Annotated in this window: 30 protein-coding genes and 1 pseudogene; 23 read left to right on the top strand and 8 right to left on the bottom strand. The window is 61.2% G+C overall.

The features are described 5' to 3' along the window. The first annotated feature begins 1 nt into the window (after position 1). Both D886_RS0115855 and D886_RS0115850 read left to right on the top strand, forming a co-directional pair. Positions 2-277: a peptidylprolyl isomerase gene (locus D886_RS0115855; RefSeq protein WP_009686637.1), complete on the top strand. Its 276-nt coding sequence runs from the start codon at positions 2-4 to the stop codon at positions 275-277. A gap of 146 nt (positions 278-423) precedes the next feature. Then, positions 424-2757: an autotransporter outer membrane beta-barrel domain-containing protein gene (locus tag D886_RS0115850; protein ID WP_027594860.1), complete on the top strand. Its 2334-nt coding sequence runs from the start codon at positions 424-426 to the stop codon at positions 2755-2757. On the opposite strand, the gene D886_RS0115845 is transcribed toward D886_RS0115850, so the two are convergent. Next, positions 2754-3377, bottom strand: a complete 624-nt coding sequence (locus tag D886_RS0115845; RefSeq protein ID WP_027594859.1) for a LysE family translocator — start codon at positions 3375-3377, stop codon at positions 2754-2756. The two genes, D886_RS0115850 and D886_RS0115845, sit on opposite strands and share 4 nt — an antisense overlap. Before the next feature lie 131 nt (positions 3378-3508). On the opposite strand from D886_RS0115845, the gene D886_RS0115840 reads away from it, so the two are divergent. Together D886_RS0115840 and D886_RS0115835 are read left to right on the top strand one after the other, a co-directional pair. After that, positions 3509-4318 (top strand): AraC family transcriptional regulator, encoded by an 810-nt coding sequence (locus D886_RS0115840; protein WP_027594858.1) that lies wholly within the window; start codon positions 3509-3511, stop codon positions 4316-4318. Between the two features lie 79 nt (positions 4319-4397). After that, the gene (locus D886_RS0115835) at positions 4398-5012 is read left to right on the top strand and encodes a LysE family translocator (protein ID WP_027594857.1); all 615 of its coding nucleotides are present in this window, start codon (positions 4398-4400) and stop codon (positions 5010-5012) included. On the opposite strand, the gene D886_RS0115830 is transcribed toward D886_RS0115835, so the two are convergent. Then, positions 4960-5685, bottom strand: a complete 726-nt coding sequence (locus D886_RS0115830) for a metallophosphoesterase (RefSeq protein ID WP_027594856.1) — start codon at positions 5683-5685, stop codon at positions 4960-4962. The genes D886_RS0115835 and D886_RS0115830 overlap by 53 nt on opposite strands. A gap of 75 nt (positions 5686-5760) precedes the next feature. On the opposite strand from D886_RS0115830, the gene D886_RS0115825 reads away from it, so the two are divergent. The 3 genes from D886_RS0115825 to D886_RS0115815 all read left to right on the top strand — a co-directional run bounded on the left by D886_RS0115825 (position 5761) and on the right by D886_RS0115815 (position 7335). Then, positions 5761-6276, top strand: coding sequence for a DUF3016 domain-containing protein (locus D886_RS0115825; protein ID WP_027594855.1), 516 nt, complete (start codon positions 5761-5763; stop codon positions 6274-6276). A 76-nt stretch (positions 6277-6352) separates the two neighbouring features. Continuing rightward, entirely contained in the window at positions 6353-7096 is a 744-nt protein-coding gene (locus tag D886_RS0115820) for a carbon-nitrogen hydrolase family protein (RefSeq protein ID WP_027594854.1), read from the top strand. After that, positions 7093-7335 carry a hypothetical protein gene (locus tag D886_RS0115815; RefSeq protein ID WP_027594853.1) on the top strand — a complete coding sequence of 81 codons (243 nt, stop codon included), beginning with the start codon at positions 7093-7095 and terminating at the stop codon, positions 7333-7335. Before D886_RS0115820 ends, D886_RS0115815 begins: the two co-directional genes overlap by 4 nt. An 11-nt stretch (positions 7336-7346) precedes the next feature. Here D886_RS0115815 and D886_RS0115810 read toward each other — a convergent pair whose 3' ends face one another. Then, complete coding sequence (locus D886_RS0115810; RefSeq protein WP_027594852.1) at positions 7347-7847, bottom strand: methylated-DNA--[protein]-cysteine S-methyltransferase; 501 nt, start codon at positions 7845-7847, stop codon at positions 7347-7349. Positions 7848-7922: 75 nt separating this feature from the next. Further along, positions 7923-8723 (bottom strand): LPS biosynthesis protein, encoded by an 801-nt coding sequence (locus D886_RS0115805; RefSeq protein WP_027594851.1) that lies wholly within the window; start codon positions 8721-8723, stop codon positions 7923-7925. 353 nt (positions 8724-9076) lie between these two features. Between D886_RS0115805 and D886_RS28470 the strand changes: the two genes are divergently transcribed. Then, the gene (locus D886_RS28470) at positions 9077-9283 is read left to right on the top strand and encodes a hypothetical protein (RefSeq protein ID WP_027594850.1); all 207 of its coding nucleotides are present in this window, start codon (positions 9077-9079) and stop codon (positions 9281-9283) included. A 247-nt stretch (positions 9284-9530) separates the two neighbouring features. Here the strand turns inward: D886_RS28470 and D886_RS0115795 are convergent, their stop codons facing one another. Next, positions 9531-9890 carry a hypothetical protein gene (locus D886_RS0115795; protein ID WP_027594849.1) on the bottom strand — a complete coding sequence of 120 codons (360 nt, stop codon included), beginning with the start codon at positions 9888-9890 and terminating at the stop codon, positions 9531-9533. A gap of 189 nt (positions 9891-10079) precedes the next feature. On the opposite strand from D886_RS0115795, the gene D886_RS27895 reads away from it, so the two are divergent. The 3 genes from D886_RS27895 (at position 10080) to D886_RS0115785 (ending at position 11101) form a co-directional block, all read left to right on the top strand. Continuing rightward, a complete protein-coding gene (locus tag D886_RS27895; protein ID WP_081717506.1) occupies positions 10080-10295 on the top strand; it encodes a hypothetical protein in 216 nt (71 codons plus the stop codon). 84 nt (positions 10296-10379) lie between these two features. Beyond that, positions 10380-10841, top strand: coding sequence for a GNAT family N-acetyltransferase (locus tag D886_RS0115790; RefSeq protein WP_027594848.1), 462 nt, complete (start codon positions 10380-10382; stop codon positions 10839-10841). Positions 10842-10891: 50 nt separating this feature from the next. After that, positions 10892-11101, top strand: coding sequence for a hypothetical protein (locus D886_RS0115785; protein ID WP_027594847.1), 210 nt, complete (start codon positions 10892-10894; stop codon positions 11099-11101). Between the two features lie 34 nt (positions 11102-11135). On the opposite strand, the gene D886_RS0115780 is transcribed toward D886_RS0115785, so the two are convergent. Further along, complete coding sequence (locus D886_RS0115780; RefSeq protein ID WP_027594846.1) at positions 11136-11435, bottom strand: hypothetical protein; 300 nt, start codon at positions 11433-11435, stop codon at positions 11136-11138. Positions 11436-11592: 157 nt separating this feature from the next. Here D886_RS0115780 and D886_RS0115775 point away from each other — a divergent pair, with 157 nt between their 5' ends. The 6 genes and pseudogenes from D886_RS0115775 to D886_RS0115750 all read left to right on the top strand — a co-directional run bounded on the left by D886_RS0115775 (position 11593) and on the right by D886_RS0115750 (position 17350). Continuing rightward, on the top strand, positions 11593-12423 hold the full coding sequence (locus D886_RS0115775; RefSeq protein WP_256215118.1) for a hypothetical protein: 831 nt from the start codon (positions 11593-11595) through the stop codon (positions 12421-12423). 145 nt (positions 12424-12568) lie between these two features. Next, positions 12569-12823, top strand: a complete 255-nt coding sequence (locus tag D886_RS0115770; protein WP_027594844.1) for a hypothetical protein — start codon at positions 12569-12571, stop codon at positions 12821-12823. A gap of 428 nt (positions 12824-13251) precedes the next feature. Continuing rightward, positions 13252-13851, top strand: a complete 600-nt coding sequence (locus D886_RS0115765) for a hypothetical protein (RefSeq protein ID WP_027594843.1) — start codon at positions 13252-13254, stop codon at positions 13849-13851. 187 nt (positions 13852-14038) lie between these two features. After that, positions 14039-14387: pseudogene (locus D886_RS28870) on the top strand (integrase). Positions 14388-14419: 32 nt separating this feature from the next. After that, complete coding sequence (locus D886_RS0115755; RefSeq protein WP_027594842.1) at positions 14420-16006, top strand: ABC-F family ATPase; 1587 nt, start codon at positions 14420-14422, stop codon at positions 16004-16006. Between the two features lie 150 nt (positions 16007-16156). Next, a complete protein-coding gene (locus D886_RS0115750; protein WP_027594841.1) occupies positions 16157-17350 on the top strand; it encodes an MFS transporter in 1194 nt (397 codons plus the stop codon). Here D886_RS0115750 and D886_RS0115745 read toward each other — a convergent pair. After that, positions 17312-18358: a dienelactone hydrolase gene (locus tag D886_RS0115745; protein ID WP_027594840.1), complete on the bottom strand. Its 1047-nt coding sequence runs from the start codon at positions 18356-18358 to the stop codon at positions 17312-17314. The genes D886_RS0115750 and D886_RS0115745 overlap by 39 nt on opposite strands. A gap of 197 nt (positions 18359-18555) precedes the next feature. Here D886_RS0115745 and yghU point away from each other — a divergent pair, with 197 nt between their 5' ends. From yghU to D886_RS0115725, 4 genes are all read left to right on the top strand, one after another. Beyond that, the gene (gene yghU / locus D886_RS0115740; protein ID WP_027594839.1) at positions 18556-19395 is read left to right on the top strand and encodes a glutathione-dependent disulfide-bond oxidoreductase; all 840 of its coding nucleotides are present in this window, start codon (positions 18556-18558) and stop codon (positions 19393-19395) included. A 137-nt stretch (positions 19396-19532) separates the two neighbouring features. Further along, entirely contained in the window at positions 19533-21239 is a 1707-nt protein-coding gene (locus D886_RS0115735; RefSeq protein WP_027594838.1) for an amidase, read from the top strand. Between the two features lie 73 nt (positions 21240-21312). After that, positions 21313-22005 carry a transcriptional regulator gene (locus tag D886_RS0115730; protein ID WP_027594837.1) on the top strand — a complete coding sequence of 231 codons (693 nt, stop codon included), beginning with the start codon at positions 21313-21315 and terminating at the stop codon, positions 22003-22005. Positions 22006-22020: 15 nt separating this feature from the next. Beyond that, positions 22021-22938, top strand: a complete 918-nt coding sequence (locus D886_RS0115725) for a pyridoxal-phosphate dependent enzyme (RefSeq protein ID WP_027594836.1) — start codon at positions 22021-22023, stop codon at positions 22936-22938. A gap of 95 nt (positions 22939-23033) precedes the next feature. Here the strand turns inward: D886_RS0115725 and D886_RS0115720 are convergent, their stop codons facing one another. Beyond that, positions 23034-23492: a metallophosphoesterase family protein gene (locus tag D886_RS0115720; protein ID WP_027594835.1), complete on the bottom strand. Its 459-nt coding sequence runs from the start codon at positions 23490-23492 to the stop codon at positions 23034-23036. 202 nt (positions 23493-23694) lie between these two features. Here D886_RS0115720 and D886_RS0115715 point away from each other — a divergent pair, with 202 nt between their 5' ends. Next, positions 23695-24792 (top strand): carboxynorspermidine decarboxylase, encoded by a 1098-nt coding sequence (locus D886_RS0115715; RefSeq protein WP_027594834.1) that lies wholly within the window; start codon positions 23695-23697, stop codon positions 24790-24792. 31 nt (positions 24793-24823) lie between these two features. Continuing rightward, positions 24824-26068 carry a saccharopine dehydrogenase family protein gene (locus D886_RS0115710; protein ID WP_027594833.1) on the top strand — a complete coding sequence of 415 codons (1245 nt, stop codon included), beginning with the start codon at positions 24824-24826 and terminating at the stop codon, positions 26066-26068. Positions 26069-26084 lie beyond the last annotated feature (16 nt).

The raw sequence follows: 26084 nt of genomic DNA, 5'->3' as shown, positions 1-26084 counted from the left end.
CATGAAAGCTCAAGCCCGCCACATCCTGGTCAAGACCGCTGACGAAGCCGAAAAGCTCAAGCAGCGCATCGCCAATGGCGAGGCCTTCGACGTGCTGGCGAAAAAGTTTTCCACCTGCCCGTCGGGCAAGCGCGGCGGTGATCTGGGTGAGGTACGGCCCGGCCAGATGGTCGGCGCCATCGACCAGGTCATCTTCAAAAAGCCGCTACGTGTGGTGCATGGACCGATCAAGAGCAAGTTCGGCTACCACCTGGTGCAAACCTTCTACCGCGACTGACAGCGTCAGGGTGGCAACAGGCCACCTAGCATTATTGCCAGTTGTTCAACGTCAGGCCTTTCCCTACAACTCAGGCAGGACCGAGGTGGTGCGCCTAAGCGCCGCGTCAGGTAGTGGTCCCCCTCTGAGGCCCCGGAGACCTGCCGATGCGTTATCACCGCCTGCTTGCCCCTGCCGCGTTGCCACTGCTCGTACTGCCGACGCTTGGCTACCCTGATTCACTGACCGTCATACCGGGCGACAGCCTGGGGGCGATCTCGCAAACCCAACAGGTCGATACCTTCACCATGAGCGGGGGCACGGTCCAGTCGCTGAACCAGGGCCAAGGGTTCGATAATTTCACAATGTCGGGCGGGCGCATTATCGGTGCGTTCGAGGATGGCGATCATGCAATCTTTTCGGGCGGCCAGATAGGCCGAGTCGACTTGAAGCTCGCTGACAACTACTTCGAAATGTCCCAGGACACCGCCGTTGCAACCAAGATTGACGGCAACTTGGTAAGCGGCTTTGGCAACGACACGATCCTGCTGCGCGGGGGCTCGATTGGCGGCAATATCAGCACCAGTGGCGGCCAGGACCGCATCACCATCAGCGGCGGCGAGCTCAAGGGGAATGTGCTCGCCAGTGCCGGCAACGATACCTTCACGTGGTCCGGCGGCGGCATCGGCGGCCGAGTCGATATGGGTATTGGCGATGACTCCGCGACAATCGACAGCCTCGATGCCAAGGCCTTGGACATCAGCATCGACGGCGGCGCTGGCAATGACACCCTGGTGTTCAACCGCAGCCAGGTGACGCGCGGGGCGTTGTACGCCAACTGGGAATCCGTGGCGTTGACCAACGCCAGCCGATTCACCCTTGACGATACCCTCACCTTGGGCGACCTAGGCACCGACACCCTCCCCGCGACCGGTACAGGCAGCTTCACAATCGATGCGAGCAGCGCGCTGATCGCACGCCAAGGCAGCATCGTGAGTATCCAGAACGGGAACAAGGTGTCGGTCGAAAACGCCGGCACGATAGACCTGTCACGGGGCAACGATGCCCAGGGGCGCCTGAGCATTCAAGGCGATTACACCGGCAACAACGGCACCCTGCGCGTGAACAGCGTGCTGGCCGGGGATGGCGCGGCCTCCGACCGCCTGGTCGTCAGCCGCGGGGTTATCGCTGGCAGCACTGGCCTGCTGGTCAATAACCTGGGTGGCGCAGGCGCGCTGACCACACAAAACGGTATCCAAGTGGTCGAAGCCCGCGAAGGCGCTGTCAGCCGGAACGACGCTTTCGTACAGACCCAGACGCTTTCGGTCGGTGCCTACGACTATCGCCTGTTCAAGGGTGGTATCACGGCCGGCAGCGAAAACAGCTGGTACCTGCGCTCAACCTTAGTCGCCCCGCCCGCTCCGGCGCCGGCACCGCAGCCCGGCGAGCCACCCGTGATCGAACCGGCAGCGACCCCGCCTGTGGTTGCGGCGGCGCCCGGGCAAGCTGAACTGCCTGCGCCCGTGCAGGGCAAGCACTTGGCGCTGTACCGCCCCGAAGTCCCGGTGTACGCCGCAGCCCCCAGAGGCGCCGCAATCATCGCCCGCCAAGCGTTGGGTACCTTTCACCAGCGCCAGGGCGACCAGCAGTTGTTGGCCGGCCAAGGCGGGCTCCCCGCCAGCTGGGGCCAGGCCTACGGCGGCACGCTGCGCCAGCAATGGACCGGCACGGTCAGCCCCAGCCTGGACGGTGATCTGTATGGCTTCAAGGTCGGTCAAGACGTGTATGCCAAGGTCAATGACAGCGGCTATCGCCAACAGGTCGGCGTGTATGTCAGCCACAGTCGCCTGGAGGCCGACGTCAAAGGGTTTGCCCTGGCCGTACAAGACCGCAGCGTCGGTGATCTGAAGCTCGATGGCGACAGCGTCGGCGCTTACTGGACACTGGTCGGGCCGCAGCGCGGGTACCTCGATGCCGTGCTGCAATACACCGACCTGGATGGCCGGGCGCGCTCGCACCGTGGTGACAAGCTGAACATCAATGGCCATGCCTGGACAGCGTCACTGGAGTCCGGCTACCCCATCGCCCTGTCGCAACGCTGGGCCGTGGAGCCACAAGCCCAGTTGATCGCCCAGAAGGTCTCGCTGGGCACCGCCCGAGACAGCGTCTCGCGCGTCAGCCATGACGCCCAGGTTGAACTGACCGCGCGCTTGGGTGCGCGCCTTGAAGGCACCTTCACGGGCACCCGTGGACGCCTGCTGCAACCCTATGCGCAGGTCAACCTGTGGCACGGCGACGGTGGCCGCGACACGCTGACGTTCGATGACCTCGACACGATCAAGACCGACTACCGCTACACTTCGGTGCAACTTGAAAGCGGTGTGGTGGCGCAAGTGAGTGAAGCGCTTAGCCTGCACGGCGGCGTGCAGTACAGCGCCAACCTGGACAGCCGCCAGCAGGAAGCCAGCGGCGTCAACCTGGGTGTGCGCTGGCAGTTCTAGCGGCGCGCTGCCAGCAGACCGAGGCCAGCGCAGCCCAGCAAGGAGGCGCTGACCCGGTTGAACATCCGACGCGGCCCAGGTTGGCTGAACCAGCGCTGCATATAGGCGCCAAGGCCCGCATAGATGGCGATGGCGGCCCACTCCAGCAGCAGGAACAGCACGCCCAGCCACAGGAACTGCTCACTGACCGGGGTGGCACCGCCGACCGAGACAAATTGGGGCAGGAAGGCCGTGAAGATCAGGATCGCCTTCGGGTTGCCCGCCGCCACCCAGAACTCTTGCCGCGCCAGGCGCCAGGTGCCGCGTGGGTGATCACCCGCCACCACGGCTTCACCAACAGGGGCCCGCCACAACTGCCAGGCAATGTAGAACAGGTAGGCAGCACCAATCACCTTGATGGCGAGGAACAGGTATTCACTGGTATGCAGCACCACCGCCAGGCCCATCGCCGCCAGCGCAATCATGCCGCTGAAAGCGACAATGCGCCCGCCACCGGCCACGCAGGCCGTGCGCAGGCCGTAGCGGCTGGCATTGTGCAAAGACAGCAGGTTGTTGGGCCCGGGCGCCATGTTGAGGGCGAAGCACGCGGGGATGAACAGCAGCAAACTGGCAAGATCCATTTTTATTGTCCTCTGACATCAAGCGCTTATTTCGACCGCAGACGCGCACAGGGTCAAGTTACAGCCAGCCAAAAAAACTGTACGGGTCCCCTGCTACTGGTAAGCTTTTGCTCCTGTCGAGGACCCTTTTCATGCCCCGCTCACAAGCCCGCGTCTGGCGCGATACTGCCCTGCCCTTCGTCGAAAGCCGCCGCGCCTGCCATAGCCGCGCCTGCTACAAGGCGCATAGCCATCCGACCTTTTCCATGGGTGCAGTGGATGCCGGCTTCAGCCTGTTTACCGGCGCAAGCGGTGGTCAGCAACGCCTGACCCCCGGCACCTTGGTGATGGTCCCGGCAAAGCGTGTGCATGCGTGCAACCCGGCGCCTGGCCAGGCCTGGAGCTACCAGATGCTGCACGTGGATGCCGACTGGCTGTCGCAACTGCGCCTGGAGTCTGGGCTGCGCGGTGCGCAGGCGGGTGAGCCAGCACGTATCAGCCATGTGCCCGCCTTGTACGGCCAGTTCTGCGCGCTGAATGCCTTGTTGTTCTCCAGTGCGAGCTACGGCGAGAAAGAGGCGGCGCTGATTGCCTTCATGGGGGACCAGGACTTCTGCGCGCACCCGACGCTGGAGGCGGCACCGGCGCTGGGCGCCACCCTGCTCAGTGGCCTGGTCGAACGGATCGAGGCTGAGGACCCTGCGCAACTGAGCCTGACGTTGCTGGCCCAGGAAGCGGGATTGGGGCGTTATCAACTGATTCGGGCGTTTCGCGCAGCGACCGGCCTGACGCCCCATGCCTACCTGCTCAACGCCAGGGTCAATCGCAGTCGGCTTCTGTTGAACCAGGGCCTGGCGCTGGCAGAGGTCGCCTATCAGCTTGGGTTTGCCGACCAAAGCCACTTTCAGCGGGTGTTCAAGGCGCACGTGGGCGTAACGCCCGGGCAATACCGAGGCCATTGAGGCCCCGCGCAATAATCTTCAATACGTGCTCCAGGCTCGACGCCAGACTGCGGCTTTACCTGCCAGAGTCGTCTCGCCCATGGAGCAGTTCCTGATCGTCGCCCTCGCCCACTTCCTAGCCCTGCTGTCACCCGGCCCGGACTTTTTCCTGGTTGCCCGCACCTCCATCAGTGGCGGTTGGCGCACCGCCAGCGGCGCGTGCCTGGGTATCGCGTTGGCCAATGGCGCCTTCATCGCCATGGCCTTTACCGGCCTGTCGATTTTGCGCGAAGGCAGCACGTTGTTCATTGCTTTGCAACTGGCCGGTGCGGCTTACCTTTTGTACATCGGCGCACAATTCTTGCGCTACGCCGGGCATTCCAACCTGGCCGCAGTGGCCGGCAATGGCGCTGTACCAGGTGGTTGGCGCAGCCTGGCGATGGGCTTTTTGTCGGGCATTTTCAACCCCAAGAACGCGCTGTTCTACGCCAGCCTCGCCAGCATGGTCGCCAGCAGCAGTGTCGGCTGGAAGGTGGTGTATGCGGGCTGGATGTTCTGCATCGTGCTGCTCTGGGACCTGCTGGTCGCCGTGGCCATCGGCAACCAGCGCGTGTTGCAGCGCTTCTCCCGCGCCTTGCCCTGGCTGGAGCGGGCTTCGGGGGTCATGCTGATGGTGTTGGCCGGGGGGGTGCTTGTGCACCTTGCGCGGGGCTGACCAGCTCAAGGGTGGCCAGGTCGAGCAGGCTGAAATGGCCGCTGGCCCAGCCGCCGGTGTCCAGGTGCCAGACATTGCCCAGCTGTTTGACCTGCAGCACGGGTGTATGCCCGACCAACAAGGCACGGATGCCGTGCACAGGCCGGGTGTCGCCCTCCTTCAGCCGGCGCCGCGACCATTGGCAGACTTCGCGTACCTCGGGGTCGTCATCCAGTTCCAACCAGCTCCGTAACACGGGCCAATCGGCGAAGGGGCTGTCGGCATGCAACAGACCGATCAGGCCCGCTGCACTTTCAACTTCCATACCGATCGGCAATTGCTCGAAGCGTTCGACAAAGCGCCGCTGCTCGGCCTTGGGCAGCTCAAGAAACCAGCCACCACCGGCGGCGTGGTACATCTCCAGGTCGAGCCGGCCACCGCGCAGGTAGCTAACCGCCAGCGCCTCATGGTTACCCTGCACGGCATGAAACCAGGGCAGGTCTAGCCATGCCAGCGCCGCGTGGCTGAGCGGCCCACGGTCGACCAGGTCACCCACGCTGAACAGGCGGTCCACTGCGGGGTTGAACCCAACCGCTTGCAGGCACCGAACAAGGCGCCCGAAGTGCCCGTGGATATCACCCACCGCCAGGTCTCGACCCAGGGGGTTGGCGGCTACCCGCCGAAACCGACTCATTACAATCTTCCTCTGCGGGTGCTGTCATGGCAGGCGTAGAATAAAGGGACACGTCTTTCACCTTGGAGGTGCATCATGCGTACCGCCCTCGTGTGTGCCGTGCTCGTGGCGCTGTCATTGAACAGCATGGCACAAGGTGCTCCGGCTGCGCAGGTCGAGGTGCGATTCGACCATCCCGAAAAATTTCGCGATGCCAGCCTCGACAGTGCCGGCTACGAACGGGGTGCCGATGCCTATGTCATGAAGGCCCTGACCGAGTACCTGCAGAAGCTCGGCCAGCGTTACTTGCAAGCAGACCAGCAGCTGGTTATCGACATCCGTGACATCGACCTGGCCGGGCGCTTCGAGCCTTGGCACAGCAATGCCTACGATGTGCGCTTCATGCGCGAAATCACCTGGCCGACCATCGACCTCAGCTACACCCTCAGCCAACCCGGCAAACCTGCCCAGCAAGCGCAGGAACGGGTCAGCGACAAGATGTACCTCAGCCGCCCGGGGCGCGTGACCAGCAGCAGCGACCGCCTGTATGCCGAAAAGGCCATGCTGAACGACTGGTTTCGCCAGCGCTTCGCACCGCACTCGGCTTCCTGAAAAACCCTTCACTGGTACAGGTGTTGCGGCCAGGCGTATGCTCGGCCCTTGACTCGTACCAGGGAAGGAGCTGTTGATGAAGATCTGCGCCGTGCAACTGGCGTCGCTCAAAGGCGATATTCAGGGCAACCTTGCGCGTCACCTGTACTGCATCGAGCAGGCTGCGGCGCTGGGTGCTGAGCTGGTGGTGTTTCCTGAACTGTCACTGACCGGCTATGAGCCGACCTTGGCCCGCCAGCTCGCCCTGCCGTTATCCTCCCCACGGCTGGAGCCACTGCAGGCACTGTGCGACCAGCATGCTCTCACAGTCGCCGTGGGCCTGCCCTTGCCAACGCCTGACGGCATTCGCATCGGCATGCCGATCCTGAGCCCAGGCATGCCCCGCCAGGCGTATGCCAAACGGCGCCTGCACGGCGATGAACTGCCCTACTTCGCCGCCGGCGATCAACCCTTGGTACTCGAGGTGGCCAAGCACCGGGTAGCGCCTGCCATCTGCTACGAGTCGATGTTCATCGAACATGCTGCCGAGGCGCGGGCACAGGGCGCGCAAGTGTACCTGGCCAGTGTGGCGAAAACGGCCAAGGGCATTGGTGAGGGCTACGAGCATTACCCGGAGGTCGCTCGCACGCTGGGCCTTACCGTCTTGTTGGCCAACTGCGTGGGGCCTGCCGATACGTTCATCGGCGCAGGTGGGTCTGCGGCCTGGGATAGCCAGGGTCGGCTGCTGGCCAGCCTGGATGACACCTGCGAAGGGCTGATTCTGCTGGATACTACCCACTCCAGCGCGACCGCTGTGCCACTGAGGGTGCTGACTGCGTGAAGTATTTGTTGTTGACGCTGGCGAGCTACGCATCTACGCATTACCTGGTCGGGCTGTTGATCCAGGGTCAATTGGCCGAAATCGCCGAAGGCCTGCGCCATCGACCGGGTGCGCCCACCCCTGGCGAATACTTGCGAGAGGTCCGGCCCCATGCACGGCGGGCCCACCGGCAGTACACCTTGATGGCCGGATCAGCGCTGGCGCTGGTGGCCTGCCTGGTCGCCAGCTGGATCCTTTAGGTTTGCCTGACTCAGAGCGCCAATGCCAGGCTTTCTCTGCCTTCCAGCGCCAGCAGGTATTGCTTCGCCTGAAGCCCTCCGGCAAAGCCGGTGAGGTTGCCTGAAGCACCAATTACCCGGTGGCACGGCGCAATGATGGAGATCGGGTTACGGCCATTGGCCGCGCCTACTGCACGGACTGCGCTGGGGTTGCCGATCTGCCGGGCAATGTCGCCGTAACTGCGGGTTTCACCGAAAGGAATGGTCAGCAATGCAGCCCACACCTCGCGCTGAAACGGCGTGCCGGCAAAATCCAACGCCAGGTCAAAGCGTCGCCGCGTGCCGGCAAAGTACTCGCCCAGCTGGCGGGCGGTGTCCAGCAGGACTGGGCACCGGTCATCTCGGTGGAGCTCACCGAGCCGCACGCGGTTTTCCCGCTCCTCTTCCCAGAGCACGGCTGCCAGCCGATCGCCGCGGGCGACCAGCGTCAGCGTGCCAACGGGGGATTGCATGAAGGTGAAGGCGCTGGACATTGGGGGCTCCTGCAGGGTGCGAGATGGTCAGCGCACTCTACGCAGACGCAAGGCCACACGCACCCGCTTTCTTGCTCAACCAATCCCACAGCCGGCAATCCGCCTGGCTTCTGACAGGTTGACCTTGGGGATCAGTTCGGCCGGGATGCGCGACGCCGCCGACAGGTTGTAGACGTGAAAATGATCATTGACCACTTGCCGCGCCATCAATGTCAGTGACGGCAGGATGCGGCTGTCCCAATGCTGGTCCAGGCCGCACGGTGAATGTTGCCCTTCTTCGGTCTCGTAGAAGCGCCCCACCGTCTGGTCAAGGTCGACCCCCACCAGCAACACCTCTTCGAACCCCAGGTGATAAGCCAGTTGCAGCGCCACGTAGGCGACTGTGCGGGCATCGAAAAAACCCTGCGACAAGTCTTTGCTGAAGGCGATCGACCGAGCCCGTTTGCTCCACAGTGCGCGGCTGCAGACGCAACTGTCACCGTGCCCGCGCACACCGTCGAGCAGGCCGGGTGTGTGCGCCTTGTGCAAGGCATAGCATTCGCTGGCAGCTGGTATGTCGGCACCCTCGAATTGCTCTGGCCACAGCGCGAGCCGTTGGCTGTCACGCAGGGCGGTGGCAAACAGATCAGGTTGCTGCAGGCCGAAGCTTTTGTCGGTGCACACGTAGAAAAACGGTTTCACGCCATGCTCTGCTGTCATGGCGACTGAACCGTTCATGGCAATGATGGGCAGGTGGGCAAAATCAGCCAGCGGGAAATGCCTGGCTGAAGCACCCGAGGCCAGAATCACCACGGGGCCTTGCTGGGTATTGCGACACGCCTCGAAACTGGAGAACGCCCCGCGTTCAGCACTGGGCTGCGACGGAAGTGTGTTCATCGTTTGCTACTTTGGACAGGACAGTACAAAACACGATACCGGTCCTTGTATGCACAACGGACGCTTTTACAAAAACCTTACACAAAGCGACTGATGGGTCTAAATCTGTCCAAAAGTGGAAGAAATGACAGCGCCCTTCTCCACACAAGCGCAGTGTTTCTACAGACCCGTAGTCCCGGTCGTTGTTCACCCGCCTGCATGCCTGGCAGGCGCATTGCCCCCATTGCACCGACGAACGGGCGTGCTGGAAGCGGTGTCACGCACCGGGCTATTCGTCGCTTGCCCATGAGCCTGCTTGATGGTTACCAACTGCCCGACTAATACTTAGGTCTCTGCCTGGGGAGGCACGAAACATGCAACCAAGATTCGTTATCGTTCCGGCGGTACCCATCGAAAAGGAGTCTTTCCGCGTCGGTAGCCGTTATTACGCAGCGACCGTATGCGGGGGGTTCGATATTTATGACAACCTGGCGAAGGAGCGGCTCAAACCCAGTTACCCGAACAGGACCGATGCAGAAGTGCAATGCCAGCGGATGAACACGAAACTCGAAGCACGCTGAGGGGAAGTCGCCGAAGCAGGTGCGCGCCGCACACGGCGGCTGCCTTGGAGCAGCCCTATGCGATCAATGGTCGCGTCAAGCGCCCGCGGCCTCGCCTTCTGATCCTGCCACGATTAATGCCAGTCAGTTACAGCCAAGGGGGCCGCTGCGATGGGCTGCACAGCAGCCCCATTCACCGCCGATGACGCTTAACTGACTGGCAGCCAGCTACCAACATGGGCGGTATGGGCAGCTCAGGTTACTGAGCTCATTCCAGGCACTCTCTTGCAGCCTGGCGCAGTTTGTCGCCCGAAAGGAAGCTGCCTTTATAGAACGTGGCGCGGCTGCCGTCGCGCGACTCAACCACCTCGAGAACATCATCGGAGGCCACTGCGCTTGGCGCGGTCAATCGATAGCCGTGGGCAATCGATTTCTGGTTGGCGAGGGGCGCCAGTGCTTGCCACTTGGGCATTACACAGGCGGCATATTGTGCAGGGGTTTTGGAGGTCAGCTTACTGGCTGTGGGGTTACCCGGTGTTGCGCAACCGGCAAGGCTGGCAGTCAACAAGGTGCAAACAAAGATACGAAATGTAGGCATTTGCAATTGACCAATAGAGATACAGGGCATTCTACCCAGCGTCGCAACTTAGTTCCAATCAACCAAGGTCGTGGTGCGTTTTGCTTAGAGTGAAGATTTTATCGGAGCTTCATTAGAGCGGTCACCTGTTAATTCTGCTAGTAGCCATAGTCGTGAAGCGGGCACAGAGTAGCCCGTGCAGATACTCATAAGCGTGGTGCATTACAAGGAGCGCTCCCCATGCCATCCAACCGTACGCAATTTTTCTATCAGAATGGTCACCTGCACACGCTGAAAACAGGTGAAGAAAGCCGCGCTATCTTTCGGGGTGCAGCGAACATCGCGCATGCAGAGCTGAACGGCGCCAACGCACAAAGTGGCTTGTTGGCAACGGACGATAAAGGCTCAGTTTTACAGGTACAAGGTAATGAATCAGGTAAGTCGGACACTGACTAGCCTTAGCATGAAAAACTTCACTTGCGTCTCCACTTGAGGGTTGTGTCATGATGCGCTGAACAGGTACTACCGTGCAGGATGCCCATGCCTCAATTTGATTGGCTCGCGAACCACATGAACCATTGCAACGCCTTTGCTCAGTGGATTCATCAGCAATTCACGTATGAGTTCGACGGCATCGACCTTTCGCGATGGCAGCATGAGTTCGCAGAAGGCCAGGGCAATGGCCAGTGGCAATGCCTGATTGCCCAGGAGCAAGGCCAGTTGTTGGGCGGTGCCGCTCTGGCGGCCCAAGACCTGCCTTCCCGCCCGGACCTCGGCCCTTGGCTTGCCTGCGTGTTCGTTGACCCGGCAGCCAGAGGAGCCGGTATCGCCGAGCACCTGATTGAGGCCCTATGTACCCATGCGCGCACTGCCGGCCTCGAAAACTTGTACCTGCACACCCATGATAAACAGGCTTACTATGCCAAGCGTGGCTGGACGGTGATTGAGCAGTTCGAGGCGTGGGGCAACCTGCAGTGGCTGATGTCACGCACGCTTCGCTGAACAGCCGGACAGGGTTGTAGACGCACACTTCAAGGAACGCACTCACGCTCATGGAACCGCTTCATACCATCAAAGCCGATCTCGTCAAAACCGCCGACCACCTGAATGAACTCAGCAAAGCCATGACCGGGCACGCCAAGTTCATGGAAGCGCGGGCGACCTCAGACAGCGAGATCGATGTACGCGCTCATATCAAGTCCATCGATGGGGTTGCCAGTGAGTTGAGGTCCGTCGCAGCAAAGATCAAGGATGAGACCTGACCCACGCCCAACCCACAGCAACCTTCAGAGCTCGCTACTTAGCGCAGGCGAACTGTTCGGTCACGGGAATCGCATCGCTTGCTATCCGCCGCGCCCTGCCCACGCCCCACGCCAAGGCACGGGTCATCGACTCGCCTGGACGCGAATCGAATGCTTCTTCGTGAATGGCCATGCCACTGGGGGCATAAACCCCGATGAACATCTGCGTATTGCCTGTTCGCGACAGTCGCACCTGGACATCGATGTAGCTGCCGTCACTTAACGTTTCGTCGTGAGTCCGATGGTGAAGCGTTGGGTCAGCCCAGCCCCAGAAAACGTCGCCGCGAATCCGCATGTCGCCCCTCCTACGACTTTAGTTGTATACCTAAAGCCACCATAGCCAAAGGCAAACGGCGCGCAACTGTACTCAGTCGAAATGTGAGCTGAATCGGACAACTGGCAATCACCTGTAAACAAAGCGTTATTCGTTTGCTCACGCAGGCCATCACGTCATGCCAAATCAAGCACCGACAGTCGACGCCAGAGGTCGCTTGCACGGTGAATTTATGGCAATCTGCCGCGAAATCAAAAACGCAAAATCATGGAACCTAAATTTCAAGAGCACGCTAATGCCAGAAATTTCAGCAGATAACGCCAGCCTTATTCACAGCATTGCTACAACAACCGCCATCATTGCCGCCTTAGTCTCGGCCTGCGCGGTCATCCTGGCGCACCTGACGTCCGAGGTGCAAAGCAGCGAGTCAGACAGGTCCATGGCCGAGGCCAGCCAACTGATCGCCACAGCCAACCAGTCCGCCGCCCAATCCCAGTTGAAAATCGAAGAGCTCCTGCAACAGAACGCGGCGTTGACGGCACAACTGGACGCCGCGAAAAAAGAGCGCCAGGCCATTGAACATCGCCTGCGGCCCAGAAAGCTGACAGCGCAGGCACAGGCCGCGTTCCAGGCATTGGCGGCAGCGCTCGCCAAAGACAAAGTAGCCCCAACCGTACTGCTCAATATCGTCAGAAACGACGACGAAGCGTTGGCGTTCTCCAAGCAAATCGCCGTTGCCCTGACCAAAGCGGGCGTGCGGGTACAAATAAAGCAGTTGATGCTCACCAAAGAGGCCACAGGCGTTCAGGCAGTGCTGTATGACAGCCCGGGAAGCCAGCAAATCGAACGTGCGCTGAGGGCCGCTAATTTTGCAACGGACATCAGTCGATCGTCGCAAACACCGAAGATCAATATCGATGATGACGACAAGCCTGCTATTAGTGCGTTTATCAACGTGTTTCCAAAAGAGATGTCGTTAACGGACACTGCAGCGCCGCACGCAGACTAAAACTAACGATCATGACTGGCCACCCATCCAGCATGGACGCAAAGCCAGTAACTAACACGCCCGGCTCCGTAGTAGCGTTGCGCATTCTACGAACTTCCAGGTCCGTTAACCGCAAGGACCTGGGCGATTCAGACCAGGAGGTCCAATGCGTGTTGAGGTGATAGACCAAGCGGCGATAGATTCGGCGCTGATTGCGTTTGCCCGCTATAAAATCGGAGAAACAAAAATCTTCGACTTAGAGCGTGCAATGAGCTTTGAAGTGGGTGAGGCTTTGTCCAAGAGCGGACTGGTGAGGTTCACCATTACACAGTCAGTGTCAGGTCGCTACCGCATCAGCGATGAAGGCGAAAACGCCATCACGGACGCTGGGCGGGCGCGCCTTAAGGTGATCCGAGGGTAAGCCCGCTTTCATTATTCAGAACAGCCAGCCTAACCAAATAGATTAGGCGCCGCCCGCCAGCAGCTCAGCATTTATCGTGAAGCTCGGCGGGCCAAGCGCTGAAAAAACCATTCATTCCAGGCCCCCACGTAGCGCCAGAGGGTGCCCCAATACTCGATCAGCCCAAGGATCTTTACAACACTTGAAGGGCGTCAGTTCACTTCACGTGGATGTCTCTTAGCGCTGTGATCATTCTGTTTGGATAGATTACAACTGCGCAATCTAAACATCAGCATAAGAGCGATTACGAACGCACACCCATTACAACCTGAAGACAGTAGGAAGTAATTATATACAATTAAAACAATCAAGCGCTTGATGCAGATCAAAACCACACTACGCTAAGGAGGCTATGAAAAACATCGCTTCTAATTTTCAAGGAGAAGAAAATGCCAGCACAAAGTTTGGTTCTTGCTCGCAATGATTTCGAGAGCATAATCGATGACATGGCCGCTCACTTTAAAAGCGACAGCAGGGCTCAGAGTTACAGCACTGAGTCAAAAGTACTGAATGAATTGTATGGCGGCTTGGAGCCTGTATCACTGGCCGTTAGCTCGCTGAGCGACAGTGGTAACGATCAAGTAATCAGCAAGTTTACGGGTGATTGCAAGGCCGACCTGAATACTGACAGCGCTGGCTTCCACAGCAAGACGTCGGAGTATACGACTGCGCTGCAGTCCTCGCAGAACCAGGATGAATTTAGCCGAAGAATTGATGAAATGGCTGATAAAGCCAAAAGGGATAATGCCTCGGCCATTGACCGCTGGCGCGAGAAAGCCAAGCAGATCAACAAAGAAAACCCTGGGGCCGGCAATGCTATTCTTATCGCTTTCGAAAGCGTGTGCGCGTTGGCCAACAAGGTATACAGTGCAATTGTAGATTTCTTCACCTCCATCGTCCAAAGCGTTGTTAAGTGGTTAGCTAACGCTTGGTCTTCGATTAAAAACTTCTTCTCTGATGTTTCGCACTTGATTTCAGGTTGGTTCTAGTTATCTAGGGTCGGCCCTCGCGTATTTTTACGCGAGGGCAAACCTTTGCAGAATAGGCGGCCGTACCGCTTCTCACGTAAACACTTTAAAAAGGCACCGGTGCTCTCCATCATCACCGGGCACCCTACTCGACGAGCGGGCCCTTAACGCCATCAAGCAAGCCCTGCAGTTGGCAACGCTCCAACGCATGGCGTGCAAGTCCGTGCCCCTGCCAGCCCTTTCGTGGTCCAACCAAGCAAAGGTGGGCTGTGGAGCTGCGATCCAAGTGTTACAATCCGCCCATTCAAATCAGCGCTCAAGCGCTGGACATCCGTGATCGCCGTCAGTACGACACCCGCCACACCTACGCAACCCTGTGCCTGATGCCTGGGATGAACCCTGCGTTCATCGCGAATCAGCTCGGCCATAGCGTTGAGATGTTGCTCTCTACCTACGCGAAATGGATCAGCTCCTCCTCGGACTGGAGGGAGCTGGAGAAGCTGCCGCCCCGCGTCGAATTGGCCCAAAATTGGCCCAAAACTGACACGAGGGCCTAAATACACCTCTGGAACCCCCGCAGGACAAGCACTTGATTTCTACCGCCAACATCACCATGCAGTTCGGCTCCAAGCCGCTGTTTGAAAACGTTTCCGTCAAATTCAACAACGGCAACCGCTACGGCCTCATCGGCGCCAACGGTTGCGGTAAGTCGACCTTCATGAAGATCCTCGGCGGCGACCTGGAGCCGTCCGGTGGCCAGGTCATGCTCGAGCCGAACACCCGCCTCGGCAAGCTGCGCCAGGACCAGTTCGCCTACGAGGAATTCACCGTGATCGATACGGTGATCATGGGCCACGGCCAGCTGTGGAAGGTCAAAGCCGAGCGCGATCGTATCTACTCGCTGCCAGAAATGACCGAGGAAGACGGCATGGCCGTCGCCGAGCTGGAAACCGAATTCGCCGAGATGGACGGTTACACCGCCGAATCGCGCGCCGGTGAACTGCTGCTGGGCCTGGGGATTCCGCTGGACCAGCACTTCGGCCCGATGAGCGAAGTGGCACCGGGCTGGAAGCTGCGTGTGCTGCTGGCCCAGGCGTTGTTCTCGGACCCGGACGTGCTGCTGCTCGACGAACCGACCAACCACCTGGACATCAACACCATCCGCTGGCTGGAAACGATCCTCACGGCGCGCAACAGCACCATGATCATCATTTCCCACGACCGGCACTTCCTGAACAGCGTTTGCACTCACATGGCCGACCTGGACTACGGTGAGCTGCGCCTGTTCCCAGGCAACTACGACGAGTACATGACCGCCGCGACCCAGTCGCGCGAGCAGTTGCTGTCGGACAACGCCAAGAAGAAAGCCCAGATCGCCGAGCTGCAGACCTTCGTCAGCCGCTTCTCGGCCAACGCCTCCAAGGCCAAGCAGGCCACCTCGCGCGCCAAGCAGATCGACAAGATCCAGCTGGCCGAGGTCAAACCCTCGAGCCGGGTCAGCCCGTTCATCCGCTTCGAGCAGACCAAGAAGCTGCACCGTCAGGCCGTCGTGGTCGAAAAAATGGCCAAGGCCTTCGACGACAAGGTTCTGTTCAAGAACTTCGACATCACTGTCGAAGCTGGCGAGCGCGTTGCGATCATCGGCCCCAACGGTATCGGCAAGACCACCCTGCTGCGCACCCTGGTTGGCGAAATGACACCGGATGCGGGCTCGGTGAAGTGGACCGACAGCGCCGAAGTGGGCTACTACGCCCAGGACCACGCCCACGACTTCGAGGACGACCTGAGCCTGTTCGACTGGATGGGCCAGTGGACCTCCGGTGAGCAGGTGATTCGCGGCACCCTCGGGCGCATGCTGTTCTCCAACGACGAGATCCTCAAGTCGGTGAAGGTGATTTCCGGTGGTGAGCAAGGCCGCATGCTGTTCGGCAAGCTGATCCTGCAAAAACCGAACGTGCTGGTGATGGACGAACCGACCAACCACCTGGACATGGAATCGATCGAAGCACTGAACCTGGCGCTGGAAAACTACCCAGGCACGCTGCTGTTCGTCAGCCATGACCGCGAGTTCGTGTCCTCGCTGGCCACCCGCATCATCGAGCTGTCGCCGGACGGTGTCGTGGACTTCAGCGGCACCTATGACGACTACCTGCGTAGCCAGGGCGTCGTGGTCTGATGTAGTGCGCTCCGCCTGGTCGCGTTGAGTTGACCAGGCGGATCCCATGGATGGGGCATTCACCCGGAATAATTCGTTAGCCTGCTTTCATTTCCTTCGCGCAACGGCCATGATGAAACAACGCCCAACCGCCCGCCCGCGAAAGAGCCCATGACCGCGCAACAGCCCGCCCCCGCCAGCAGTACCTCCAACATCACCCTGCAGATCCTGTCGATCGTCTTCTACACGTTCATTGCCTTCCTCTGCATCGGCCTGCCGATTGCGGTGTTGCCCAGCTATGTGCACGACCAGTTGGGCTTCGGCGCGGTTGTCGCCGGGATAACGATTGGCCTGCAGTACCTGGCCACCCTGCTGAGCCGCCCCTTTGCCGGGCGGGTGGCGGACACGCTGGGCGGCAAGCAAGCGATTCGTTTCGGCTTGCTCGGCATTGCCAGTTGCGGGGTGCTGACGCTGTTGTCGGCCTGGACCCTGAGCGTGCCGTTACTGAGCCTGGCGCTATTGCTGGGCGGGCGCCTGCTGCTGGGCATCGCCCAAGGGCTGATCGGCGTGGCCACCTTGAGCTGGGGCATCAGCCAGGTTGGGCCGGAGCACACCGCCCGGGTGATCTCGTGGAACGGTATCGCGTCTTACGGCGCCATCGCCATTGGTGCCCCGGTCGGTGTGCTGGCGGTGGATGGCCTGGACTTCAGCGTGCTGGGGCCAACCTTGCTGGTGCTGGCGCTGCTGGCCATGCTGGTGCTGCGCAAACGCCCGGACGTGGTGGTGGTACGGGGCGAACGGCTGCCCTTCTGGTCTGCCTTCGGCCGCGTTGCGCCCTGTGGCCTGGGGCTGACATTGGCGTCGATCGGCTATGGCACGCTGACCACGTTCGTCACCCTCTATTACCTGGAACGTGGCTGGGCCGGTGCAGCCTGGTGCCTGAGCGCCTTCGGCGTGTGCTTTATCATTTCGCGGCTGTTGTTCGTCAATGCGGTCAACCGGTTTGGCGGCTACAACGTGGCAGTGGTGTGTATGGCCACCGAGGTGATTGGCCTGGGGCTGCTGTGGCTGGCACCCTCGCCGCCTTGGGCGTTGGCAGGTGCCGGGCTCACAGGGTTCGGCTTGTCGCTGGTGTACCCGGCACTGGGTGTAGAGGCCATCAAGCAGGTGCCTAGCAGCAGCCGCGGCGCTGGGTTGGGGGCTTACGCGGTGTTTTTCGACATGGCCTTGGCCATCGCCGGCCCGGTGATGGGCGCGGTGGCAGTGCACCTGGGCTATGCCTCTATCTTCTGCGTTGCCGCCCTGCTCGCCCTGGCAGGCGTCGGCTTAACGCTGCTTCTGGCGCGGCGCAGCCGACGCAGCTGAGCGCTCATCCAGTAGCGGTGCGCTGAGGGCCTGGCTGAAGAACGCTGCGGTGTCGCGTTGCAACGAGTGATGAATATGGCGGCGGTCAACGCCTTCGGCATCCTTGCACAGCGCCGGCATACGGGCGTGTTGTTCTTCGTCGCAGCGCGCCATGAACACGAAATGCCCTGCGCCGGCCAGCAGACGGTAATCCGGCGTGACGGGCAGTTTGCGCGCCAACGCTTCGGCATTGCGGTCCACGGCCACCAGTTGGTCGCTGTCGCCGCTGTAGATCAGCACCGGGATGTGCACACTGGCCAGCGCATGGCGGCCAAACAGCAGGCTCAGCGGCGCCATCAGCATCGCCGCGCCCACCCGTGAATCGGCCTTCGGTGCCAGCTCGCTGCGGTCGGCAATCAGCACGCCATGAGTCTTGCAGGCGTCGCCATCGCTGGGGCGCTCAAGGCAGTACTGGCGCAGGCGGTCCAGGTCGGGTTGCGCACCCGAGACGATCAGCGCCGTTTCGCCCCCGGCCGAATAGCCGATGACACCTACCTTGCCATCATTCAGGTAGGGCCCAAGCAGCGCGTCGTTACGGGCAGCCGTGATCGCGGCGCTGACTTGCAGCGGCCGGCCATACAGGTTGCTCAAGGTACCCAGGCGACTGTGATCGCGGGCGTTGTCCCCCGGGTGCACCACCGCCACGACCACAAAACCCTGCCGTGCCAGCGCGGAGGCCAGGTAATGCAAGGCCAGCGGGCTGCCGGTATTGCCGTGGGAGAGCACCAGTAAAGGGAACTGCCCCAGGGCCACCGGCGCCTCTTCGGCGACGTCGAGCGGATAGCCGTCGATGCGCATGTTATGGGGCACACCCGTCGCCGGGTAAAACGCCAACGCTTGCATCGGGCGATCATCGACAGGGTCGGCCAGGGTCATGTGGTGCAGGCCGGCGACCCAAGGCGCGGCCTGGGCGTGGGCCAACAGGCCGCCGAGCAGGACCAGCGCCAACACGCTGCGAGGGATGTTCATCGCCAGCCGTTCCGTGCAGGGTCAGAGATAGCGCCAGCATAGAGCCGCCGACGCCAAGGGCAGATGAAAACTGGATGAAACCCTGCATGCACGCAACGCCCGCGCCCAATGCAATTGCGCTTTTCCGAGAACCCATGGCATAGATGCAGGTCAATCGCTTTACCTGACCCTTTCGCGACCTTGAAGGAGCACCCTGCATGAGCAAGCACCCTTACGCCCCACCCAAGGTCTGGCGCAATGACGCAGCCTCCGGTGGCCAGTTCGCCAGCATCAACCGCCCGGTAGCCGGCCCGACCCATGACAAGGCGCTGCCAGTGGGCAAGCACCCCTTGCAGTTGTATTCGCTGGCCACGCCCAATGGCGTGAAGGTGAACATAGCCCTTGAAGAGCTGCTCGCCCTGGGCCACAGCGGCGCTGAATACGACGCCTGGTTGATCCGCATCGGCGAGGGTGACCAGTTTTCCAGCGGCTTCGTGCAGGTCAACCCCAACTCGAAGATCCCTGCCCTGCTCGACCGCAGTGTCGAGCCACCGGTACGGGTATTCGAGTCGGGCTCGATCCTGTTGTACCTGGCGGAAAAGTTCGGTGCGCTATTGCCCACGTCTGCCGCTGCACGTACCGAAAGCCTGAACTGGCTGTTCTGGCAGATGGGCGCGGCGCCTTACCTGGGCGGCGGCTTTGGCCACTTCTACGTGTACGCCCCGGAAAAGTTCGAATACGCCATCAACCGCTTCACCATGGAAGCCAAGCGCCAACTGGATGTGCTCGACCGCCGCCTGGCCGAAAGCCGTTACTTGGGCGGCGATGAATACAGCATCGCCGATATCGCCGTGTGGCCTTGGTATGGCGAGCTGGTGCGCGGCAATCTTTATGGCGCAGCAACGTTTCTGGCGGTGCACGACTACACCCACGTGCAGCGTTGGGCCGAAGAGATCGCCCAGCGGCCCGCCGTGCAACGTGGGTCACGGGTCAATCGCACCTGGGGCGATGAAGCCAGCCAAGTACCAGAACGGCACTCGGCGGCCGACTTGGATTGACCGTTCGGGGCCGCCTCGCGGCCCCGACAATGCTCGCCTGCATAAAACCATTTGCCCCTGCGCAAACCTGCGTCCGGCAATGCCTTCTTGTACACTCCTCGCACTAGCCCCCACCTGCAAAACTTTTTGGTGAACGCATGATCGAGGTAACCGAGGTTTCCATTGCCGAGCTGCGCGACGCACTCGAGTCGGGCCGCACGACGGCGGTCGAGCTGGTCAAGGCCTACCAGGCGCGCATCGACGCCTACGATGGAGCCGACACCGCTACCGCACTGAACGCCGTGGTGGTACGCAACCCAGACGCACTGAAGGAAGCTGAAGCTTCCGACGCCCGCCGCGCCAAGGGCCAGCCCCTGAGCCCGCTAGACGGCATCCCCTACACAGCCAAGGACAGCTACCTGGTCAAGGGCCTGACTGCGGCTTCCGGCAGCCCGGCCTTCAAAGACCTGGTCGCCCAGCGCGACGCCTTCACCATCGAGCGCCTGCGCGCCGCCGGTGCCGTGTGCCTGGGCAAGACCAACATGCCGCCCATGGCCAACGGTGGCATGCAGCGTGGCGTCTATGGCCGCGCCGAAAGCCCGTACAACGCCGCCTACCTGACTGCGCCCTTCGCCTCTGGCTCGTCCAACGGTGCCGGCACCGCGACAGCCGCCAGCTTCAGTGCCTTTGGCCTGGCCGAGGAAACCTGGTCCAGTGGCCGTGGCCCTGCATCGAACAACGGCCTGTGCGCCTACACCCCTTCGCGTGGGGTGATCTCGGTGCGTGGCAACTGGCCGCTGACCCCGACCATGGACGTGGTGGTGCCTTTTGCCCGCACCATGGCCGACCTGCTGGAAATCCTCGACGTGGTGGTTGCCGACGACGCCGACACACGCGGTGACCTGTGGCGCTTGCAGCCGTGGGTAACTATCCCGGCCGCCTCGTCGGTGCGCCCGGCGTCGTACCTGGACCTGGCGGTGGATGCCAGCGCGCTCAAGGGCAAACGCTTTGGCGTGCCGCGCATGTACATCAATGCCGACCCAGAAGCTGGCACCTCCGAGAAACCGGGTATCGGTGGCCCAACCGGCCAGCGCATCAACACCCGCGACAGCGTCATCGACCTGTGGCAACAAGCGCGCCAGGCGTTGGAAGCTGCAGGTGCCGAAGTGCTCGAAGTGGACTTCCCGCTGGTCTCCAACTGCGAAGGCGACCGCCCTGGCGCCCCGACCGTGTACAACCGCGGCATCGTCAGCAAGGCATTCCTCCATGACGAACTGTGGGAGCTGTCGGGCTGGGCCTTTGACGACTTCCTGCGGGCCAACGACGACCCCAAGCTCAACCGCCTGGCCGATGTCGATGGGCCGAAGATCTTCCCGCACGACCCCGGCACCCTGCCCAACCGTGAGGACGACCTGGCCGCAGGCATGGACGAATACGTCAACATGGCCAAACGCGGCCTGAAGACCTGGGACCAGATCGAAACCCTGCCCGACGGCCTGCGCGGTCTGGAGAAGACCCGCAAGCTGGACCTGGAAGACTGGATGGACACCCTGGGCCTGGACGCGGTGCTGTTCCCCACCGTGGCCGACGTAGGGCCAGCGGATGCTGACGTCAACCCGGCTTCGGCCGACATTGCTTGGAGCAACGGCATTTGGGTGGCCAACGGCAACCTTGCGATCCGCCACCTGGGCGTACCGACCGTCACCGTGCCCATGGGCGTAATGGCTGACATCGGCATGCCGGTGGGGCTGACCTTCGCCGGCCGCGCCTATACCGATAACCACCTGTTGAGCTTCGCAGCGGCCTTCGAGGCCACTGGCTCGCGCCGCATGATTCCACCGCGTACGCCAGCACTGGGCAAGTAAACGCGCCCGTCACATCGCCATTTTCAACGCATTGTGTAAAAATGCACAAACCGTTGAATTTGGCGATGCATTCATGCCGCTCTCTCCCCCTGAAGAACGTCAGCTCACCCTCACCGTTCTCAAGGCCGCTATCCAGGCTTTGGGCAGCGTTGCCGCGCGCAACATGGAAATCCTCCTGCACGACCTTGACCACCCGGAACACTCCGTGGTGGCGATCGTCAACGGCCACCTCTCCGGCCGTGTCGTCGGCAGCCCAATCCTCGCCGCGCCCGAACAGGACCTAGGCTTCAAGGCCCTGATGCGGGCCACCGTGGAACAGCGCGGCTGTGCGCCTGTGGTCTTGCCGGATTACCCGACCACGCTCAAGGGCCGCACCCTGCGCAGCGCCACGGCCATTTTCCGCGACAGCACCGGCCACCCGTTCGCCAGCCTGTGCATCAATACCGACGTTACGGGGCTGGACGCTGCGATGAATTTTCTGCAGCAGCTACAGCCCCTGAGCGACTCGCCAGCGGTCAGCGAACCCGCCGACATGGCGCTGTTGATGAGCGAAATCATCCAGGGCGCGCTGCAACGCAGCGGCCAAGGCCGGATGACCAAGCAGGCCAAGGTCGACGCGGTGCGGGTCATGCAGGAGCGTGGCTTGTTCATCGTCAAAGGCGGCGTGGAAAAGGCTGCCAGCGCCCTTGGGGTGACCCGCTACACCGTTTACAACTACCTGGAGCAGTTGCGTGGCGAACAGCCGGCAGCGGCCCGTGAAGACTGACGCTTGGAGCTAACGATGACTTTGCATATACAGACGCCGCTGATCGAATCCCGCCCGCTTTCGCTGGCGTCAGGCTGTACCGTTTGGCTCAAGCTTGAGGCAGTGCAGCCTTGTGGTTCGTTCAAGCTGCGTGGCGTGGGCCATGCCTGCGAAGTCCACCATGCCAGGGGCGCGCGCCATTTTGTGTCGTCGTCCGGGGGCAATGCCGGGCTGGCGGTGGCGTATGCCGGCCGCAAACTGGGGGTGCCGGTGACCGTGGTGGTACCCGAGACCACCACCGAGCGCGCCAAGCAACTGCTGCGCCTTGAAGGCGCCAAGGTGGTGGTGCATGGCAGCTCCTGGCAGGAGGCCAACGAGCTAGCCCAGACCCTGCTCGGCAGCGGCGATGCGTTCATTCACCCCTTCGACGACCCATTGCTCTGGGCCGGACATGCCAGCCTGATCGACGAAGTTGCCGCGACCGGGCTTAGGCCCGATGCGGTGGTGCTGTCGGTCGGCGGAGGCGGATTGCTCAGTGGCGTAGTCGAAGGGCTAACACGCAATGGCTGGGATGATGTACCTGTGCTGGCGGTGGAAACTACCGGTGCCGCCTCGCTGCACGCAGCGGTGCAGGCTGGCCACCCGGTTGAACTTGAGCGCCTCGCCTCGGTGGCCACCTCCCTGGGTGCGAAGCGCGTTGCTGATCAGGCATTGGAATGCGCGCGTAACCATCCGCTGCACAACCATCTGGTCAGCGACCGTGCCGCGCTGGAAGCCTGCGAGCGTTTCTTGCTCGATCATCGGATATTGGTGGAGCCCGCGTGTGGGGCTGCATTGGCAGTAGCTTACGAAGCCAAGAAATTGGCCGAGTACAACAATGTGCTGATAGTGGTTTGCGGAGGTGCCACGGCGACACTGGCGCAGATTCAGGATTGGTTGAAGCAGGTCGATTGAGGTTGCCTGTTCCGGCCCTTTCGCGGGCAAGCCCGCTCCCACAGGAATAACTCTGACCTGTAGGAGCGGGCTTGCCCGCGAAGGGGCCGGGGCAGTCAATCGAGCAACGGAATGATGTTGGCGACTAACGCTTCTCCCTTTATTTCAATCACCGCCACCGTCACGGGCAATTTGAACCGTCGCGGCCCGGCGCTTCCGGGATTCAGGTACAGCAGCCCGTCCCGCCAGTCGATCAGCGGCTTGTGCGAATGCCCGGTGATCACCACCCGCACAGCCTCATCGAGCTTGGCCGGCACATCGGCGATGTCATGCACCAGGAGTGCCTGCCAGCCCCCCATGTCGAAGCGCAGTTGATCGGGCAAGTCCGCCGCCCAAGGCCATTTCAGGTCATTGTTGCCGCGCACTACCCGCACCGGCGCCAGGGCCTCCAGCACCTCCAGTACGTCCGGTTTGCCGATATCGCCGGCATGCACGATCAGCGCACAACCGACCAGCGCATCCACCGCCTCTGGGCGCAATAAACCGTGGGTGTCGGCGATCACGCCAATTTTCATGCCTGCGTTCCTGGTCCAATGGGGTGGCGAGAAAAACGCCCGTGAGATCAGGATAGTCACACAGGCCTGTTCTAATTGGGCCCCAAGCACCTGGGAAAATTCCAGCGAGCCTGACGAAAAGCGCATCTCGCCCTTTCGATCTGTAGCGAGTGAAGGCACAATGCGTGTCCTTTTTTTGGCCGGCCTTGCCGGGGGCCTTTAAATGATCAAGACGCCGTACTACCTCATCGATAAAACCAAGCTGCTGGGCAACATGGAGAAGATCGCGTATGTGCGCGAGAAGTCCGGCGCCAAGGCGCTGCTCGCCCTCAAATGTTTCGCGACCTGGTCGGTGTTCGACCTGATGCAGCAATACATGGACGGCACCACCTCTTCGTCGCTGTTCGAGCTCAAGCTCGGCCGCCAGAAATTCGCAGGCGAAACCCACGCCTACAGCGTTGCGTGGGCCGACGACGAAGTCGAGGAAATGCTCGAGAACTGCGACAAGATCATCTTCAACTCGATCGGCCAGCTGCAACGCTTCGCCGAACAATCCGAAGGCAAGGTCCGCGGCCTGCGCGTCAACCCGCAAGTCAGCAGCTCCGACTACCTGCTCGCCGACCCGGCACGCCCGTTCAGCCGCCTCGGTGAGTGGGACCCAGAGAAGATCGAGAAGGTCATCGAGCAGATCTCCGGCTTCATGTTCCACAACAACTGTGAAAACGGTGACTTCAGCCTGTTCGACAAGATGCTCACGCACATCGAAGAGCGCTTCGGCCACCTGCTGCACAAGGTCGAGTGGGTCAGCCTCGGTGGTGGCATCCACTTCACCGGTGAAGACTATGCAGTCGATGCGTTTTGCGCGCGCCTTAAAGCCTTCTCGGAAACCTACGGCGTGCAGGTGTACCTGGAGCCGGGCGAAGCCGCCATCACCAACAGCGCCTCGCTGGAAGTGACCGTGCTCGACACCCTGTACAACGGCAAGCACCTGGCCGTGGTCGACAGCTCGATCGAAGCGCACCTGCTCGACCTGCTGATCTACCGCCTCAACGCCAAGATGGCCCCTAACGATGGCGAGCACACCTACATGGTCTGCGGCAAATCGTGCCTGGCCGGTGACATCTTCGGCGAATACCAATTCGATCGTCCGTTGGCCATTGGCGACCGCCTGTCGTTCATCGACACGGCCGGCTACACCATGGTCAAGAAAAACTGGTTCAACGGTCTGAAAATGCCATCCATCGTGGTCAAGCAGCTCGACGGCAGTGTCGAGGTGGTGCGCGAGTTCGGTTTCGAAGACTACGTTTCCAGCCTGTCGTAAGACCGGCTTTCAGTAAGGAGCAAGGGATAAATTGAAGAAGAACGTTCTTATCATTGGTGCAGGAGGTGTCGCCAAGGTGGTGGCCCACAAGTGCGCGCAGCATAACGACGAACTCGGTCGTATTGCCATTGCGTCGCGGAACATCTCCAAATGCCAGGCCATCATCGACAGCGTCAAGGCCAAGGGTAGCCTCAAGGTACCCGCCGACATCCAGGCCTTCTCGCTCAACGCCCTCGATGTCGAGGCGACCAAAGCACTGATCCGCGAGACCGAATCGCAGATCGTGATCAACGTGGGCTCTGCCTTCCTCAATATGTCGGTGCTGCGTGCCTGCATCGATACCGGTGTCGCCTACCTGGACACCGCGATTCACGAAGAACCGGGCAAAATCTGCGAGACGCCGCCCTGGTACGGCAACTACGAGTGGAAACACCTCGAAGAGTGCCAAGAAAAGAACATTACCGCCATTCTCGGCGTCGGTTTCGACCCGGGTGTGGTGAACAGCTACGCAAAACTTGCGCAGCAGCAATACTTCGACAGCATTGATTCGATCGACATCCTCGACGTCAATGCCGGTTCGCATGGCAAGTACTTCGCCACCAACTTCGACCCGGAAATCAACTTCCGCGAGTTCACCGGGCAAGTATGGAGCTGGCAGAACAGCCAGTGGACCAGCAACACCATGTTCGAGGTCAAGCGTACCGACGACCTGCCCGTAGTAGGTTCGCAAAACCTGTACCTGACCGGCCACGATGAAGTTCACTCGATTTCGAAGAACCTCAACGTGCCGAACGTGCGCTTCTGGATGAGCTTCGGCGAGCACTACATCAATGTGTTCACCGTGCTGAAAAACCTCGGCCTGCTCTCCGAGCAACCGGTCAAGACCGCCGAAGGCCTGGAAGTGGTGCCGTTGAAAGTGGTCAAGGCCGTGCTGCCAGACCCAGCCTCCCTGGCCCCGGGCTACACCGGCAAGACCTGCATCGGTGACCTGGTCAAGGGCACCAAGGATGGCCAGCCGCGCGAAGTGTTCATCTACAACGTGGCGGATCACGAAGAAGCCTTCGCCGAGACTGACAGCCAAGGTATTTCCTACACCGCCGGTGTACCGCCAGTGGCTGCCGCCCTGCTGGTGGCCCGTGGCGAGTGGGATGCCAAGCGCATGGTCAACGTCGAAGAACTGCCAGCCGAGCCGTTCCTCAAGGCGCTGGACGTGATGGGCCTGCCGACCCGCGTCAAAGATGAGAAAGGCGATCGTCCTTGGGACGCTGAAGCCTAAGCAACACAAAACAGGG

This window comes from Pseudomonas sp. LAIL14HWK12:I7, from assembly GCF_000483465.1.
GTDB lineage: Bacteria > Pseudomonadota > Gammaproteobacteria > Pseudomonadales > Pseudomonadaceae > Aquipseudomonas > Aquipseudomonas kermanshahensis.
Note: the sequence above shows the minus strand (reverse complement) of the source record. Positions and strands in the feature narration are given on the sequence as shown.